Origin of the sequence: Mesorhizobium sp. M1143, from assembly GCF_040318435.1 — a bacterium.
In the GTDB taxonomy this organism is placed as follows: Bacteria; Pseudomonadota; Alphaproteobacteria; order Rhizobiales; family Rhizobiaceae; genus Mesorhizobium.
In genome coordinates this window covers 41,441-56,600 of record NZ_JAMYMJ010000016.1, presented here as the reverse complement: position 1 = coordinate 56,600, position 15,160 = coordinate 41,441, and the positions used below count along the sequence as shown (strand labels likewise).

Sequence of the window (15,160 nt, the reverse complement as noted above, 5' to 3'; positions counted from 1 at the left end):
ATATGGGTGTTGAGGTAAGCCGTCTGTCGAACGGCCTGACAGTCGCCACCGAAACCCTTCCAAGCCTCGAATCCGTTGCCCTTGGCGCCTGGGTCAAGTCCGGCGCCCGCAATGAGCGTGACGACGAGCACGGAATGGCCCATCTGCTCGAGCATATGGCCTTCAAGGGTACGAAAAGGCGGACGGCCTTCGAGATCGCCTCGGAAATCGAGGATGTCGGCGGCGAGATCAATGCCGCCACATCAGTCGAGACGACGTCCTATTACGCCAGGGTGCTGTCCGACGATGTGCCGCTGGCGGTGGATATCCTTGCCGATATCCTGCAGGAGTCCGAATTCGACCCAGAGGAACTGGAGCGCGAGCAGCATGTGATCCTGCAGGAGATCGGCGCCGCGCACGACACACCCGACGACATCGTCTTCGACCGTTTCACCGAGACCGCCTTCCGCCACCAGACGATCGGCCGCTCGATCCTCGGCACGCCGGAAACCGTCAAATCCTTCACCTCCAAACAGCTGCATGATTTCATCGAGCGCCAATATGGCGCCGAGAAGATGGTGATCGTCGCGGCCGGCGACATCAAGCATGACAATTTCGTGCGCGAGGTCGAAAAGCAGCTCGGCGGTTTCCGCAGCAAGTCCGACAGCACGATGCCGCAATATGCGCAGTATGTCGGCGGCGATTTCCGCGAGGATCGCGACCTGATGGACGCGCAGATCGTGCTCGGCTTCGAAGGCCGAGCCTATCATGTGCGCGATTTCTACGCTTCGCAGGTGCTGTCGATGATCCTCGGCGGCGGCATGTCGTCCCGGCTGTTCCAGGAGGTCCGCGAAAAGCGTGGCCTGTGCTATTCGGTCTATGCCTTCCACTGGGGTTTTTCCGATACCGGCATCTTCGGCGTTCATGCCGCGACCGGGCAGAGCGACATTGCCGAACTGGTGCCGGTCATTATCGACGAGCTGCAGAAGGCCGGCGAGAATATCCTTCAGGAAGAGCTCGACCGCGCCCGCGCGCAATATCGCGCCGGCCTGATCATGTCGGCTGAAAGCCCGGCCAGCCGCGCCTCGCAGATCGCCAGGCAGCTGCTTCTGTTCGGTCGGCCGATCGCCAAGGAGGAATTGATGGAACGGCTGTCGGCGCTGACCGTCGAGCGGCTGACCGACCTTTCGTCCCGGCTGTTTTCGACCAAGCCGACGCTGACCGCGGTTGGACCGGTGGGTACGCTCGCGCCCTATGAGGCGATTCTCGATTCGCTTGCGGGCACGCACACCACGGCCCGCAAGCTCGCCGTCTAAGCCTTCAAGCGCCGGTGTTCGCGCTCCCTTTCTTTCGCCGTGACCTGCCGGCACTGAAAGGCGACCGGGTCATGCTGCGCGTGCCCTACACCAACGACTATCGCGAATGGTCGGCGGTGCGCGGCGAAAGCCGTGCCTTCCTCGAACCGTGGGAGCCGCGCTGGACGCCCGATGAACTCGACCGCACCGCCTGGCGGCTGCGCATCGGCCGCTACCGCGAAGACTATGCGCAGGGAACCGCCATCGCCTTCTTCATCTTCGAGAAGGCGAGCGGCAAGCTTGCAGGCGGCATTACGCTCGGCAATATCCGCCACGGCGTCTCGCAAAGCGGCCATGTCGGCTACTGGATCGGGGAGCGGTTCGGCGGCCGCGGCCTGATGACCGACGCGGTCAAGGTGGTCTGCCGCTTCGCCTTCGATACGCTGAGGTTGCACCGGATCGAAGCTGCCTGTATTCCCGACAATGTCCGGTCGATCCGCGTGCTTGAAAAAGCCGGATTCCGGCGCGAAGGACTTCTGCGATCCTACCTCAGGATCAACGGCATCTGGCAGGACCACTACCTCTACGCCCGGATCGCGGACGATCCGCCGGGCGCTGGAACGAAGGACTGATTTTTGACGAATTTCCTGCGAAACGGGTCGCTGTTGGCCTTTGTTCTGGCGGTTGTCGTCACGCTTTGCGCGGCGCTCCCGGCCTTCGCCGTCGAACCGATCAAGATTGCCCGCGACGATGTCGCGCTCGACCTGTCGCGCGCCGTCCAGATCTACGTCAATCAGGGCGAAAACTTCCAGGTGTCGACCGCGCCCGGTCCCGACGGCATCGTCCGGCGCATCGAGGTCGAGGCCAATGACGCGCGCTCGAGCGGTGACTGGGCGGTGTTTGCGCTCGCCAACACCACCGACCAGCAGCTCGACCGGCTGATCGTGGCGCCGCATTTCCGGCTGGTGAATTCCGGCATCTTCTGGCCCGATCTCGGCGCCACCCGCATCGCCGCTATCACCCCCAGCGAGGGATTCGCGCTCGACCGCCAGTCAAGCTCCGACGCCGACGTGTTCCGGGTGACGCTGAACCCGGGAACGGTGATCACCTTCATCGCCGAACTCGCCTCGCCGAAGCTGCCGCAGGTCTATCTATGGGAGCCGGAAGCCTACAAGGACTCGGTCAATTCCTATACGCTGTTCCGCGGCATCGTCATCGGCATCGCCGGGCTGCTGGCGCTCTTCCTGACCATCCTTTTCGTCGTCAAGGGAACCTCGATGTTTCCGGCGACAGCCGCACTTGCGTGGGCGGTACTTGCCTATATCTGCGTCGATTTCGGCTTTCTAAACAAGATCATAGAGATATCGCCCGGGAACGAGCAGATGTGGCGGGCGGGAACGGAGGTGGCGCTTGCGGCGACCTTCGTGGTGTTCCTGTTCGCCTATCTCAACCTCAACCGGTGGCACGGCCATTTCAGCTATGGCGCGCTGGTCTGGATCCTCGGCCTGGTGCTGATTGCGGGTGTGGCCATCATCGATCCGGCCGTCGCCGCCGGTATTGCCCGGCTGTCCTTCGCCGCCACCGCGCTGACCGGGCTTGGCCTCATCATCCTGCTCGGTCTTCGTGGTTATGACCGTGCGATCATGCTGGTGCCCAGTTGGGTGATGGTGCTGCTATGGCTGTGCGGGTCGTGGATGGCGATCACCGGCATGCTCGACAACGACATCGCCCAGCCGGCATTGGGCGGCGGGCTGATCCTGATCATCCTTTTGATCGGCTTCACCGTCATGCAGCATGCCTTTGCCGGCGGCGCGCTGCATCAGGGCCTGTTCTCCGACCTCGAACGGCAGGCGCTGGCCGTAGCCGGCTCCGGCGACACGGTGTGGGACTGGGACGTGCTGCGCGACCGCGTCGTCACCAAGCCCGACGTCAGCATCCAGCTTGGCCTCGCTCCCAACAGCCTGGGGGGTGCGGCCCGCAACTGGCTGCCGGTGCTGCATGCCGACGACCGCGACACGTTCCGCACCACGCTCGACGTGGTGCTCGAACATCGGCGCGGCCGGGTCTCGCAGAATTTCCGCCTGCGCGGCGCCGACGGGCACTACCACTGGTTCTTGCTTCGGGCGCGGCCGGTGATCGGCTCGGATGGCGAAGTGATTCGCTGCGTCGGCACCATGGTCGACGTTACCGAGCAGAAAAAGTCCGAGGAAAGGCTGCTGCACGATGCCGTTCACGACAATCTGACCGGCCTGCCCAACCGCGAACTTCTGATGAACCGGCTGGAAGCCATCATCTCGATCGCGCGCACCGAAGAGAAGGTGCGCCCCACCGTCTTCGTCATCGACATCGACCGTTTCAAGCAGGTCAATGACGGGCTTGGCATCTCGGCCGGCGACACCATCCTGCTCACCATTGCGCGCCGCTTGCACCGGCTGTTGAAACCTAAGGATTCGCTGTCGCGCTTTGCCGGTGACCAGTTCGCCCTGATGCTGCTCTCCGAACAGGAACCCTCCCGCATCGCGGCGGTGGCAGACGCCATCAAGCACGCCATCAACAACCCGATCACCTTCGCCAAGCGCGAGATCGTGCTGACTGCCTCGATCGGCCTGATCACCTGGACCTCGGCGCAGACTTCGGCAGAAGACATGGTCAAGGACGCCGAGCTTGCCATGCACCAGGCCAAGCGCTTCGGCGGCGACAGGATCGAGCCGTTCCGGCCGGCCTTCCGCACCGTCGGCACCGACCGGCTGCAATTCGAATCCGATCTGCGCCGCGCCATCGAGCGGCGTGAGTTCACCCTTGCCTACCAGCCGATCGTACGGCTGGAGGACGGCAGCATTGCCGGCTTCGAGGCGCTGCTGCGTTGGGACCATCCGCGCCGCGGCATGATCCCGCCGGGCGATTTCATCCCGGTCGCCGAAAGCTGTGGCCTGATCGTGCAGCTTGGGCTGTTTGCCATGCAGCAGGCGGCCGAAGACCTCGCCGGTTGGCAAAAGCAGATCGGCGACACGCCGCTGTCGGTGTCGGTCAATCTGTCCAGTCGCCAGCTGATCCGCCGCGACCTGGTCAGCGATGTCCGCTCGGTCATCGCCCGCGCCAATCTGAAGCCGCGCTGCTTCCGGCTCGAACTTACCGAATCGCTGGTCATGGACAATCCAGAGCAGACATCGCATGTGCTGACCAAGCTCAAGCAGCTCGGCATCGGCCTGTCGCTGGACGATTTCGGCACCGGCTATTCCTCGCTCGCCTATCTGACCCGCTTCCCCTTCGACACCATCAAGATCGACAAGAGCTTCGTCGACGACGCGACGCCGAAGCGGGCGGTGCTGCTCAAATCCATGGTCAACATGGCGCATGAACTCGGCCTGTCGGTGGTGGCCGAGGGCATTTCCGACGAAAGCGATGCGCTGGAACTGCGCCAGATGGGCTGCGAGTATGTGCAAAGCTTCATGTTCGGCGCGCCGATGCCAGGCGACCAGGTGCTGAAGGCGTTGAAAGAGCAGTACCCGATGACGCAGGCGTGATGGGTGAGGCATGCGTCGTGCAGGCGCGTGGTTACATTGGAATGAACCCCGAAAATTAGCTGAAGCGACCGCGCCTTCGTCATCCTAGGGCGAAGCAAGGAGCGCAGCGACGCGGCGCAGACCCTAGGATGACGAAAGTGGCGGGCGGCTTCGGCTAGTCGCGAAGGTTCGGCGGAACGTCGGCGAATGCGAGGCCTCAGGCGTGCCCCGCGGCCAGGCTCAGATGCGCCAGATCAATCCCGATCGATGCCAGGATGCGGTCGTACTTCCGCTCGATGTCGGCGTCGAACAGCAGCTCCGGCGTGGCCGGACAGGTCAGCCAGCCATTCTCGGCGATCTCGGTTTCCAGCTGGCCGGCGCCCCAGCCGGAATAGCCGAGCGCCATCAATGCGCGCCGCGGGCCGCGGCCGGACGAGATGGCGCGCAATATGTCGACCGTCGCGGTCAGGCAGATATCGTCGGAGACGGTGAGCGAGGATTCCACCCGGTAGTCGCCCGAGTGCAGGACGAAGCCGCGGCTACGGTCGACGGGGCCGCCATTGCGCACGACGAAGTCGCGAGCCTGCGCCGGCAGCCTGATCGCCTCCTGCTCGTTCATGATGCCGAGCTGCACCAGAAGATCGGGAAACAGCATCTGTTGCGTCTGGTTGATGATCAGGCCCATGGCGCCTTCATCGCTGTGCGCGCAGATGTAGATGACCGAGCGCGTGAAGCGATCGTCCTTCATGCCGGGCATGGCAATCAGGAACTGGTCGTCAAGAAAGCCGCGTCCACCGGCTGTCTTTTTGTGGCGCAACAAGTCCATGGACTGGAGCGTAACGCGTTTCCGGGACGCCGAAAAGATGCGCCGCGTGCGATTCGGCCAAAGCCCAACGGTTGGAACAACGGAATCTTGACTGCGAACTTCACTCGGCCGATTGCTTGAAGCCAACTGTTCCTTGCCCGAAGGTCACGCAAATATGATACGCAGAGCGCCATGAAAACATTGCGCGGCCATGAACTGACGATCAAATCAACGCCATGCAAAGCTTGAAAATCCTGCTGCTCGGCGCCGCCATCGGATGCGGAGCAGCCCTTCCCGCCGCCGCCTCGTCTTCCGACTGGTACAACAGCGAAGGCGGCAGGGTGCGGCTGGTGACAACAGGCAAGGCCGACGAGGCCGGCCGCATACAGGGCGTGCTCGACATCGCGCTCAAGCCCGGCTGGAAAACTTATTGGCGCGATCCGGGCGACGCCGGCGTGCCGCCGCAGATCGACGTTTCGGCCAGCACCAACATCACCGATGCGGCGTTTTCCTTCCCGCCGCCGCAGCGCCATGACGACGGCTACGGCAAATGGGCCGGCTACAACCATCCGGTCTCGCTGCCGGTGACATTCACTTTGTCGTCGCCTGGGGATGCGGCCGTCATCGATGCCGACATCTTTCTTGGCATCTGCGAGACGATCTGTATTCCGGTGCAGACGCGGCTGAGCGTCGATCCCGGCGCCGATCCCGACAATGCCGAGGATGCGGCGCTGGTGAAGGCTGCACTCGCCACCTTGCCCGCGCCTGCCAAGCCCGATTTCGGGATCAAGGTGCTGCCGGGCGACCATGAGACGCTGATCGTCGAGGCGACTTTTCCCGGAGATCCGGAGGCGGCGGATTTATTCGTCGCCGGGGGACGCGACTATATGTTCGGGGCGCCTGCACGCAGCGAAAAGGACGGCCGGCTGGTATTTACCATTCCGATCCTCGACCGGCCGTCGACGACACCGACCGATGGCGGGTTGTATTACACCCTGACAAGTGCCGAAGGCGCGGTCGAGGGCGTTCTGCCGTTCCCCTGATACCGAACCCGATCCGGGCTTTCCCTTGATCCAGGCCTTGTCGGCGGTTGCGGGAGATGCCCGATTTCGCTATCGCAAGAAACCTTCCCTGCTTTTCACACGAGGACCATCATGACGATTGCCGTTGGCGACAAACTGCCCGATGCGACCTTCAAGGAAATGACCGCCGACGGCGCCAAGGTGATCACCTCGGCCGAGATTTTCGCGGGCAAGAAGGTCGTGCTGTTCGGTGTTCCAGGCGCCTTCACGCCGACCTGCAGCAACAATCATCTGCCGGGCTATCTCGAGAACCACGATGCCATCCTGGCCCGCGGCGTCGACACCATCGCCGTCGTGTCCGTCAACGATGTCCATGTCATGGGCGCCTGGGCCAATTTCACCGGCGGTCAAGGCAAGATCCTCTATCTCGCCGACGGCAATGGCGACTTCGCCAGGTCGATCGGCCTCGACTCCGACTATTCCAGCGGCGGCATGGGATTGCGCTCGAAGCGCTTCTCGATGATCGTCGACAACGGCAAGGTCACGGCGCTCAATGTCGAGACCAAGCCAGGAGTCGACACATCGGGTGCCGCTCACATTCTGAGCCAGCTCTAAACCGCGGCGGCCGCGTCGGCTCATGAGCGCCATGGCCTGACGACGACGCGCTTCCAGCCGGATTGCCTGCTTTGGGGGACATCGACGATGTTTGACATCATCTGGCGCAGCGTTGCGATCGGCATCGGCGCCACGGTGCTGATGGATCTTTGGGCGCTGTTCCTGCATCTGGCGCTCAGCCAGCCGCGGCCGAACTGGGGGCCGCCCGGACGCTGGGTCTGGCACCTTAGGGAAGGCAAGGTTTTCCACGACGATATCGCCCAAGCCGCATCCTATGCGCATGAGCAGGCGCTGGGCTGGGCTTTCCACTATGTCACCGGCATCGTCTACGGCTTCATCCTGGTGGCGCTGGTGGGCACGGCATGGCTGGACGCGCCGACCTTCCTGCCGGCCTTCATCCTCGGCATGGTCACCATCGGCGCCGGCTGGTTCCTGCTGGCTCCCGGCATGGGCGCCGGTTGGGCCGCCTCAAAGCGCCCCAACGCGATGCAGATCCGCGCCTTCAACGTGATCTCGCACACGGTGTTCGCGCTCGGCCTCTACGGCACGGCCCTGCTGATCCGCTGAGGACAGGTTCTATTCGCGCGGCTTCATCGCGGCAACGGTATCGATGATCTCCTGACATCCGCTTTAGCGCGGCGCCAGACTAGCTATCGGCCGCCATCCGTGGACGACGCGGCGCGTGCCGACATCATAGGCGAAGTAATTACCACCGCCGGCCCGCTGATCCGCCTCGCGGCTGATTGCGCGGCCGCTGAGCGAGAGCAGCAGCAATGTTCCGACGCCGCCATGGCCGACGAAGGCAATGTCGCCGCCGTCGGCAGCACCCAGCACCGTTTCGACCTCGCTGACAATGCGTTGCTGGGCGTCGATGGCCCGTTCCCAGCCGCGGATGCTTTTGTGCGGGTTGGCGAAGAACTGGTCGGCGACCACCTCGAACTCCGGCGGCGGCAGGAAGCCGGTTGCCGACCGAACGTTCTCATGCATGCGCTCCCTCACCTCGACCGCGAGGCCGAGGTGTTTGCCAAGAATCTCGGCGGTTTCGATCGCCTTGCGCTCGGCCGACGAGACGACACGGCGGATCGATCCGACCCATGGCTGATCGAGCATGGCTGATGCTCGCGCTCGTCCGATCTCGGACAGCCCCCAGTGCGGCACGGGAACGTTGGCATCGATCTGAACCTGGGGATGGGTGATGTAGTATACGATCGGCATGAGTGAGATCCCCTTGCCGATAGCTTGAGCTCAATAGCTCTGGGTCGAGCGCCGTGCCCGTGGCGCCGGCTGCTTCTCGGATGCCGCCGGCTTCAGCGCCACTTTCAGCGCCGCAGGTTTGGCTGAGCCCCTCTTGAACGGCGCCATGCCTTCCCTTGCGAGTTCGTCGGCGCGTTCGTTCTCGGAGTGGCCGGCATGGCCCTTGACCCAGTTCCAGGTCACCTTGTGGCGCCGATTGGCCTCATCCAGCGCCTGCCACAGTTCACCGTTCTTGACTGGCTTCTTGTCAGCGGTCTTCCAGCCGTTTTTCTTCCAGCCGTGGATCCATTTGGAGATACCGTCCATGACATATTTGCTGTCGGTGTGAAGCTCGACGGCGCACGGCTCCTTCAGCGCATTCAGCGCCGAGATGGCGGCCAGCAGCTCCATACGGTTATTGGTCGTCTCGGCCTCGCCGCCCGACAATTCCCTGGTCTTGCCGTTGAAGCGCAGGATGGCGCCCCAGCCGCCGGGACCGGGATTGCCCGAGCAGGCGCCGTCGGTGAAGATTTCAACCTGCTTGGTCATGTCAGTCCGTATTCCGAAGGCGACCTGATCGCGCGGTGGAAGCGCATGCGGCGGATATATTCGGTCGGATCGCGCTTCATGACCAGCCCGCCCTCGGGAACCGTCAGCCAGTCATAGAGCCGGGTCAGCATGAAGCGCAGCGCCGAACCGCGCGAAAGCATCGGCAGCGCTGCTTTCTCGCCATCGCTCAAAGGCCGCACGCTCTGATAGCCGGCCAGCAGCGCCGTGCCTTTGGTCAGGTTGAAGGAGAAATCCTTCTCGAAACACCAAGCATTGAGGCAGGTGGCGACGTCATAGGCGTAGAGGTCGTTGCAGGCGAAATAGAAGTCGATGAGGCCGGACAGTCTTTCGCCGAGGAAGAAGACATTGTCGGGAAACAGATCGGCATGGATGATGCCTGTCGGCAGGCCTTGCGGCCAATGGCGTCCGAAGTCGGCGAAATCAGCGTCGACCTCGGCCGCCAGTCCCGGCTCCACCTCGTCGGCGCGGTCGCGCGAGGCGTTCCACAATTTGCGCCAGCCCTCGATTGCCAGTGCGTTGTCACGCGTCATCGCAAAATCCTGCCCGGCCAAATGCAGTGCGGCGAGGGACTTGCCGACCTCCGCGCAATGCGCCGCTGTCGGCCGCCGCAGCGACAGGCCTTCGAGGAAGGTGATGATGACCGCGGGACGGCCGGCCAGCGTGCCGATGACGGTGCCGTCATGCGCGGTCACCGGCAGCGGACAGGAAATGCCTTTGCGGGCGAGATGGCCCATCAGGCCGAGGAAGAACGGCAGGTCGGCCTTGTCGACGCGCTTCTCGTAGAGCGTCAGTATGTAAGAGCCGCTTGAGGTGTGCAGCAGGAAATTCGAATTCTCCGTGCCTTCGGCGATACCCTTGTAGGACAAGAGTTCGCCGACTGGATATGCCCTCAGGAACGCGCCGAGTTCGCCCTCATTGACGTCGGTGTAGACCGCCATGGGCTGTTCACGCGGCTCCGTTGACGAAGGCCATGTCGGCCCGCGTCAGTTCTACATCGCGCAGAACCCGCATGACTGGAAAATCCTCCGTTTCGGTGGCCGTGATCGCCAGGTCGATGTTCACCTCGAAGCGCTGGCGGAAGGCGTCGATGATCTCGTCGACGATGATCTCCGGCGCCGACGCGCCGGCAGACAGGCCGAGCGTCGAGATATTTGTGATGTCATTCCACGGAATTTCGGCGGCGCGCTGTACGAGAAGCGACATGGTGGCGCCGGCGCGCTCCGCCACTTCGACAAGACGGCGCGAATTGGAGGAATTGGGCGCACCGACGATCAGATAGAGATCGGCGCCGGCGGCGGTTTCCTTGACCGCTTCCTGGCGGTTGGTGGTGGCGTAGCAGATCGATTCGGCGGCCGGTGCATGCAGTTGCGGGAAGCGCTCCTGCAGCACCCGCAATATGCCGGCAGTGTCTTCGACCGACAACGTTGTCTGGCTTACGAAGCCGAGCGCTTCCGGGTCGGCGGGGGCAAAGGTCCCAGCGTCGGCTTCGGTCTCGATCAGCGTGACGGCGCCTTCAGCCAGTTGGCCCATGGTGCCGATCACTTCGGGATGGCCGGCATGGCCGATCAGAAGCACATGGCGGCCGAGCCGCTGATGGCGCATCGCTTGCTTGTGCACCTTGGACACCAGCGGGCAGGTGGCGTCGAGATAGAAGAGCTCGCGTGCCTTGGCGTCGGCCGGCACCGATTTCGGCACGCCGTGGGCCGAGAAGACAACCGGCGACTTGCGGTGCTCGGCCGGGATTTCCGAGAGTTCCTCGATGAAAACCGCGCCAAGGCTTTGCAGGCCCTCGACGACATAGCGGTTGTGCACGATCTCGTGGCGGACATAGACCGGCGCGCCGTATTTCTTCAACGCCAGCACGACGATCTGGATCGCGCGGTCGACACCGGCGCAAAAGCCGCGCGGCTGGCAGAGCCGGATCGTCAGCGGTGGTTTTGTGGCAGTCTGCAGCATGATTCCAGATCGGTTGATCGTATCGTGACGCGAAATGAGGTGTGCACCCCTGCCCTGTCAAGGGCAGTTGAGATCAGGTTGAATGGTCGGCCTGATCTAACTCTTTGTTGGAGCATGATCTTGTCCGAAAACCGGTTCCCACTTTTCGGGATGATGCTCTGGATCATTCAGTCTTTGCCGGACGGCGCAGCCTGACGATCAGAACCGCGGCAAGAGCCGCCGCCAGGCCATACCAGGTGAAGGCATATTGCAGATGAGAGTTCGGCAGGTCGATGATGGTGACGCCGCCGACCGGCAGCCCGCCCGGGTTCGGCGTCTTGTCGGCGTCGATGAAGATCGGCACCAGCACGGCGCCGGCCGGCAGGCCGGCACTCGCCGCCATGACATCACGATCCTTCCAGTAGAAGATGTTCTTGGCCACGTCATTGTCGGGCAGCATCATCGACGGCTTGCCCGGCAGCGGGTTGCGCGCCAGGCCGGTGACCGTGACCTTGCCGGTCACCTGCCCTTGCGGCCGCTTGGCGGCATCCTTGAGATCATAGGGAACGAAGCCGCGGTTGATCAGGATATAGCGGCCATCGTCGAGGGCCAGCGGGGTGTAGACGTTGAAGCCGGCGTCGCCGTCCCAGGTGGCGTAGAAATGCCGCTCGCCGGAGTGCAGGAACGTCCCGCTGACGGTGACCGGCGTGTAGTCGACATCACCGGTTGCGGCGAATTCCTTCTCGACGTCCGCCAGCGGCTGCGGCGCTGAATGGGTGCGCTGGTCGATGGTCTGCAGAAGGGCTTCCTTCCAGTACAGGCGCTGCACCTGCCATGTGCCAAGCCCGAGCAGGATGACGAACACCACCAGGCCGAGGCCGAGCAGCAATGCCGTCTTCGGCCGCGAGCGGCCGGCGGGCTTGGTCAGCGCCTCGCTCATTGCCCCTGGTCCAGGCGGCCTTCGGCCGCCTTGTTGGCGTATTGAAGCGTCAGCAGCACCCCCTTGATCAACCTCAGCGCCGTCAGGCACAGTCCCACGGCCAGCGGTATCCAGATGATGAAATGCAGCCAGAGCGGCGGGCTCAGCGTCACCTCCACCCACAGCGCCAGCCCCACGACGATGAAGCCGATGATCAGGATAACGAACACCGCCGGGCCGTCGCCGGCATCGGCGTAGGAATAGTCGAGGCCGCAATTGTTGCAGCGCTTGCCGACGGTGAGGAAGCCGGAAAACAGCCGTCCTTCGCCGCAGCGCGGGCAGCATCCGTGCAGGCCGGCCGAGATCGGCTCAATGGGTGGCCAGATCGCCCTATCTTCACTCATGGATAGTCATGCTTTACGGCTCGATTTCGATCAGCGTTCCATCCGGCACCATAGTCCAGATTTCGTCCATGTCGCAGTCGGTAACCCCAATGCAGCCATCGGTCCAGTCGACCAATTGAAGCAGCCAGCCCGACCAGCCGTATCCGTTGGCCATTGATGGGCGCCGAAAAGACGAAAGGCGACCGCGTTGCCGCGACCGCCCTTCTGATTTGTCGGTTCGGTGAAAGCCGTCAGTGGCCTTCGATCACCGCGCCGACCGATCCCCAGACGTAGATCGATGCGAACAGGAACAGCCAGACCACGTCGACGAAGTGCCAGTACCAGGCAGCCGCCTCGAAGCCGAAATGCTGCTTGGGCGTGAAGTCGCCTTTCCAGGCGCGGATCAGGCAGACCAGCAGGAAGATGGTGCCGATGATGACGTGGAAGCCATGGAAGCCGGTCGCCATGAAGAAGGTGGCGCCGTAGATGGAATCCTTGAAGCCGAACGGAGCGTGCATGTACTCGTAGGCCTGCACCATGGTGAACAGCATGCCGAGGCCGACGGTCAGCACCAGGCCGTTGATCAGGCCCTTGCGGTCGCCATGGATGAGCGAATGGTGCGCCCATGTCACAGTGGTGCCCGACAGAAGCAGGATGATGGTGTTGTAGAGCGGCAGATGGAAGGGATCGAGGACTTCGAGACCCTTCGGCGGCCAGACGCCGCCAGTGAAAGCGGTGCGGGCGTAATTCTGCACTTCGCTCGGAAACAGGCTGGCATCGAAATAGGCCCAGAACCAGGCAACGAAGAACATCACTTCCGAAGCGATGAACATGATCATGCCGTAGCGCAGATGCAGCGACACGACGCGCGTGTGGTGGCCCTCATGCGCTTCCTTGATGGTGTCCGACCACCAGGCAAACATCGTGTAGAGGACGATGACGAGGCCGATGAAGAACAGCCATGGATTGGCGATGTTGTGGCCGAAAATCGGGAAATCGCCGTTCTTGAGATACTGCATCAGGGCGACGCCGCCGACTGCAGTCACCAGCGCGCCGATCGACCCCAGGAAGGGCCACGGGCTCGGGTTGACGAGATGGTAGTCGTGTTGTGGTTTTGCGTGCGCGTCTGCCATATCAACCCCCGAGATTTGCTTCGGTATCTGAAACTTTGCTGCTGCTGTCCGGCGTCGATGACGCCACCGGCTTGTTCTTTTGGACCGGGAACATGGTGTAGGACAGGGTGATCGTCTTCAAGTCCTTCAGTTCCGGCACGTTGACGATATCGGGATCCACATAGAACACGACCGGCATGTCCAGCGTCTCGCCGGGCTTCAGCGTCGTGTCGGTGAAGCAGAAACACTCGACCTTGTTGAAGTAGGGGCCCGCCAGTTCCGGCTGCACGTTGAAGGTGGCGCGGCCGGTAACGGCGCGGTCGAACTTGTTGGTGGCGCTGTAATGCGCCTGCGTGGTCTCGCCGATCTTGATGGTGACCGAGCGGGCGACCGGCTGGAACTGCCAGGGAATGCCGTTGGTGTTGGCGTCGAAGCGCACGGTGATGTCGCGGTCGAGGATGCGGCCGGCATATTGCTTTTCGGCGCGCTGCGTCGTGCCGCCATAGCCGGTGGCCTGGCAGAACATCTTGTAGAGCGGCACCGCGGCGTAGGCCATCCCGATCATGCCGCCGAAAAAGGCGACGCAGACGGCGGCGACGACGCGGTTGGTGTTCTTCTTCCTGGGATCGGTCACGGTCTGGCGGGTCATCATCGGCCTCATCCGGTATGGCCGAATTTCACGATGGTCGCGACGTAGAAGATGACGACCAGAATCGCCAGCGCGACGCCGATCGCCGCCGAACGGTTGCGCCGCGCCTTCTTCTGGCTTTCGGTCAGCGTGACCAGTTCAAGCTTCTTGTCGATCATGGTCATGCTCCACCGATGGCCAAAGCGCGACCGACGACACAGTCGGCAAGATAGATGGCGAAGATGGCGAAGAGGTAGAGCAGCGAATAGGCGAACAGAGCCTTGGCCGGCTTCATGACGCGGTCGCTATCGGTCATGCACAGCACTTTCCAGGCATACCAGACGAAGCCGGCGCCGAGAGCCACTGATGCGACGCCATAGAAGGCGGTAGTGAAACCGAGCACCCAGGGCAGCACGCCGATCGGCGCCAGGATCAGGGCGTAGGCAAAGATCTGGCGGCGGGTCGAGGCCTGGCCGGCAACGTTCGGCATCATCGGGATGCCGGCCTTGGCGTAGTCGTCGGACTTGAACAGCGCCAGCGCCCAGAAGTGCGGCGGCGTCCACAGGAAGATGATCAGGAACAGGACGAGGCTTTCCAGGCTCACCGTTCCGGTCACCGCGGCCCAGCCGATGACCGGCGGGATGGCGCCGGCGGCGCCGCCGATGACGATGTTCTGCGGCGTCGAGCGCTTCAGCCACATCGTGTAGACGACGGCGTAGAAGAAGATGGTGAAGGCAAGCAGCGCCGCCGACAGCCAGTTGACCAGCACGCCCAGCGTCATCACCGACAGCACCGAAAGCACAAGGCCGAAGCTCAGGGCTTCGCCGGGCAGGATGCGGCCGGACGGTACCGGGCGGCCGGCGGTCCGGCTCATCACCGCATCGATGTCGGCGTCGTACCACATGTTGAGCGCACCCGAGGCGCCGGCGCCGATGGCAATGGCCAGGATGGCGATCACCGCCAGCAGCGGGTTGATGGTCACGGGCGCAGCGACCATGCCGACAAAGGCCGTGAACACCACCAGCGACATGACGCGCGGCTTCAGCAGGGCGAAGAAATCGCCCGACGTGGCTTCCGACATGCGAAAGCCCGCTTCGTCAATCATTGGGTCGTCGACAAGGGCCATGCGTACATAAGTCCAATCATTCCGTTGGCCGAAAA

18 protein-coding genes are annotated in these 15,160 nt (G+C 63.1%); 6 read left to right on the top strand and 12 right to left on the bottom strand.

What is annotated here, in order from left to right; all coding sequences use genetic code 11:
* Window positions 1–2 precede the first annotated feature (2 nt).
* Genes NKH35_RS14035 through NKH35_RS14025 form a run of 3 tightly spaced genes read left to right on the top strand, consistent with a single transcriptional unit; the run spans window position 3 to window position 4,798 of the window.
* Entirely contained in the window at window positions 3–1,295 is a 1,293-nt protein-coding gene (locus NKH35_RS14035) for a M16 family metallopeptidase (RefSeq protein WP_023668402.1), read from the top strand.
* 14 nt (window positions 1,296–1,309) lie between these two features.
* The gene (locus NKH35_RS14030; protein WP_023668403.1) at window positions 1,310–1,906 is read left to right on the top strand and encodes a GNAT family N-acetyltransferase; all 597 of its coding nucleotides are present in this window, start codon (window positions 1,310–1,312) and stop codon (window positions 1,904–1,906) included.
* A 3-nt stretch (window positions 1,907–1,909) separates the two neighbouring features.
* Window positions 1,910–4,798, top strand: a complete 2,889-nt coding sequence (locus NKH35_RS14025; RefSeq protein ID WP_023706671.1) for an EAL domain-containing protein — start codon at window positions 1,910–1,912, stop codon at window positions 4,796–4,798.
* A gap of 196 nt (window positions 4,799–4,994) precedes the next feature.
* On the opposite strand, the gene NKH35_RS14020 is transcribed toward NKH35_RS14025, so the two are convergent.
* Window positions 4,995–5,603 carry a YqgE/AlgH family protein gene (locus NKH35_RS14020; protein ID WP_023668405.1) on the bottom strand — a complete coding sequence of 203 codons (609 nt, stop codon included), beginning with the start codon at window positions 5,601–5,603 and terminating at the stop codon, window positions 4,995–4,997.
* 215 nt (window positions 5,604–5,818) lie between these two features.
* Here NKH35_RS14020 and NKH35_RS14015 point away from each other — a divergent pair, with 215 nt between their 5' ends.
* From NKH35_RS14015 to NKH35_RS14005, 3 genes are all read left to right on the top strand, one after another.
* Window positions 5,819–6,625 carry a protein-disulfide reductase DsbD domain-containing protein gene (locus NKH35_RS14015; RefSeq protein WP_352914966.1) on the top strand — a complete coding sequence of 269 codons (807 nt, stop codon included), beginning with the start codon at window positions 5,819–5,821 and terminating at the stop codon, window positions 6,623–6,625.
* A gap of 111 nt (window positions 6,626–6,736) precedes the next feature.
* A complete protein-coding gene (locus tag NKH35_RS14010; RefSeq protein WP_023698522.1) occupies window positions 6,737–7,219 on the top strand; it encodes a peroxiredoxin in 483 nt (160 codons plus the stop codon).
* 87 nt (window positions 7,220–7,306) lie between these two features.
* The gene (locus tag NKH35_RS14005; RefSeq protein ID WP_023731307.1) at window positions 7,307–7,786 is read left to right on the top strand and encodes a DUF2938 domain-containing protein; all 480 of its coding nucleotides are present in this window, start codon (window positions 7,307–7,309) and stop codon (window positions 7,784–7,786) included.
* Between the two features lie 63 nt (window positions 7,787–7,849).
* Here NKH35_RS14005 and NKH35_RS14000 read toward each other — a convergent pair whose 3' ends face one another.
* The 11 genes from NKH35_RS14000 to NKH35_RS13950 all read right to left on the bottom strand — a co-directional run bounded on the left by NKH35_RS14000 (window position 7,850) and on the right by NKH35_RS13950 (window position 15,125).
* Window positions 7,850–8,434 carry a histidine phosphatase family protein gene (locus NKH35_RS14000; protein WP_352914963.1) on the bottom strand — a complete coding sequence of 195 codons (585 nt, stop codon included), beginning with the start codon at window positions 8,432–8,434 and terminating at the stop codon, window positions 7,850–7,852.
* Between the two features lie 30 nt (window positions 8,435–8,464).
* Window positions 8,465–9,001: a ribonuclease HI gene (gene rnhA, locus NKH35_RS13995; protein ID WP_023706667.1), complete on the bottom strand. Its 537-nt coding sequence runs from the start codon at window positions 8,999–9,001 to the stop codon at window positions 8,465–8,467.
* Window positions 8,998–9,960, bottom strand: coding sequence for a homoserine kinase (locus NKH35_RS13990; protein ID WP_027050051.1), 963 nt, complete (start codon window positions 9,958–9,960; stop codon window positions 8,998–9,000). Before NKH35_RS13990 ends, rnhA begins: the two co-directional genes overlap by 4 nt.
* A 7-nt stretch (window positions 9,961–9,967) precedes the next feature.
* Window positions 9,968–10,978, bottom strand: coding sequence for a 4-hydroxy-3-methylbut-2-enyl diphosphate reductase (ispH, locus tag NKH35_RS13985; RefSeq protein WP_023692071.1), 1,011 nt, complete (start codon window positions 10,976–10,978; stop codon window positions 9,968–9,970).
* Between the two features lie 163 nt (window positions 10,979–11,141).
* Window positions 11,142–11,897: an SURF1 family protein gene (locus NKH35_RS13980; protein ID WP_352914961.1), complete on the bottom strand. Its 756-nt coding sequence runs from the start codon at window positions 11,895–11,897 to the stop codon at window positions 11,142–11,144.
* Window positions 11,894–12,280 carry a DUF983 domain-containing protein gene (locus tag NKH35_RS13975; protein WP_023709870.1) on the bottom strand — a complete coding sequence of 129 codons (387 nt, stop codon included), beginning with the start codon at window positions 12,278–12,280 and terminating at the stop codon, window positions 11,894–11,896. Before NKH35_RS13975 ends, NKH35_RS13980 begins: the two co-directional genes overlap by 4 nt.
* Window positions 12,281–12,293: 13 nt before the next feature.
* The gene (locus tag NKH35_RS13970) at window positions 12,294–12,434 is read right to left on the bottom strand and encodes a L,D-transpeptidase family protein (RefSeq protein WP_502906978.1); all 141 of its coding nucleotides are present in this window, start codon (window positions 12,432–12,434) and stop codon (window positions 12,294–12,296) included.
* A 76-nt stretch (window positions 12,435–12,510) separates the two neighbouring features.
* The gene (locus NKH35_RS13965) at window positions 12,511–13,392 is read right to left on the bottom strand and encodes a cytochrome c oxidase subunit 3 (RefSeq protein WP_023668416.1); all 882 of its coding nucleotides are present in this window, start codon (window positions 13,390–13,392) and stop codon (window positions 12,511–12,513) included.
* A 1-nt stretch (window position 13,393) separates the two neighbouring features.
* A complete protein-coding gene (locus NKH35_RS13960; RefSeq protein WP_023692073.1) occupies window positions 13,394–14,020 on the bottom strand; it encodes a cytochrome c oxidase assembly protein in 627 nt (208 codons plus the stop codon).
* Window positions 14,021–14,028: 8 nt separating this feature from the next.
* Window positions 14,029–14,184: a cytochrome c oxidase system small membrane protein gene (locus tag NKH35_RS13955; protein ID WP_023668418.1), complete on the bottom strand. Its 156-nt coding sequence runs from the start codon at window positions 14,182–14,184 to the stop codon at window positions 14,029–14,031.
* A complete protein-coding gene (locus tag NKH35_RS13950) occupies window positions 14,181–15,125 on the bottom strand; it encodes a heme o synthase (protein WP_023668419.1) in 945 nt (314 codons plus the stop codon). Before NKH35_RS13950 ends, NKH35_RS13955 begins: the two co-directional genes overlap by 4 nt.
* Window positions 15,126–15,160: the final 35 nt, after the last annotated feature.

Coding starts and splice junctions, on each gene's coding strand:
- NKH35_RS14035 (WP_023668402.1), top strand. CDS start 3: ATGGGTGTTGAGGTAAGCCGTCTGTCGAACGGCCTGACAGTCGCCACC.
- NKH35_RS14020 (WP_023668405.1), bottom strand. CDS start 5,603: ATGGACTTGTTGCGCCACAAAAAGACAGCCGGTGGACGCGGCTTTCTT.
- NKH35_RS14015 (WP_352914966.1), top strand. CDS start 5,819: ATGCAAAGCTTGAAAATCCTGCTGCTCGGCGCCGCCATCGGATGCGGA.
- NKH35_RS14010 (WP_023698522.1), top strand. CDS start 6,737: ATGACGATTGCCGTTGGCGACAAACTGCCCGATGCGACCTTCAAGGAA.
- NKH35_RS14005 (WP_023731307.1), top strand. CDS start 7,307: ATGTTTGACATCATCTGGCGCAGCGTTGCGATCGGCATCGGCGCCACG.
- NKH35_RS14000 (WP_352914963.1), bottom strand. CDS start 8,434: ATGCCGATCGTATACTACATCACCCATCCCCAGGTTCAGATCGATGCC.
- rnhA (WP_023706667.1), bottom strand. CDS start 9,001: ATGACCAAGCAGGTTGAAATCTTCACCGACGGCGCCTGCTCGGGCAAT.
- NKH35_RS13990 (WP_027050051.1), bottom strand. CDS start 9,960: ATGGCGGTCTACACCGACGTCAATGAGGGCGAACTCGGCGCGTTCCTG.
- ispH (WP_023692071.1), bottom strand. CDS start 10,978: ATGCTGCAGACTGCCACAAAACCACCGCTGACGATCCGGCTCTGCCAG.
- NKH35_RS13980 (WP_352914961.1), bottom strand. CDS start 11,897: ATGAGCGAGGCGCTGACCAAGCCCGCCGGCCGCTCGCGGCCGAAGACG.
- NKH35_RS13975 (WP_023709870.1), bottom strand. CDS start 12,280: ATGAGTGAAGATAGGGCGATCTGGCCACCCATTGAGCCGATCTCGGCC.
- NKH35_RS13970 (WP_502906978.1), bottom strand. CDS start 12,434: ATGGCCAACGGATACGGCTGGTCGGGCTGGCTGCTTCAATTGGTCGAC.
- NKH35_RS13965 (WP_023668416.1), bottom strand. CDS start 13,392: ATGGCAGACGCGCACGCAAAACCACAACACGACTACCATCTCGTCAAC.
- NKH35_RS13960 (WP_023692073.1), bottom strand. CDS start 14,020: ATGACCCGCCAGACCGTGACCGATCCCAGGAAGAAGAACACCAACCGC.
- NKH35_RS13955 (WP_023668418.1), bottom strand. CDS start 14,184: ATGACCATGATCGACAAGAAGCTTGAACTGGTCACGCTGACCGAAAGC.
- NKH35_RS13950 (WP_023668419.1), bottom strand. CDS start 15,125: ATGGCCCTTGTCGACGACCCAATGATTGACGAAGCGGGCTTTCGCATG.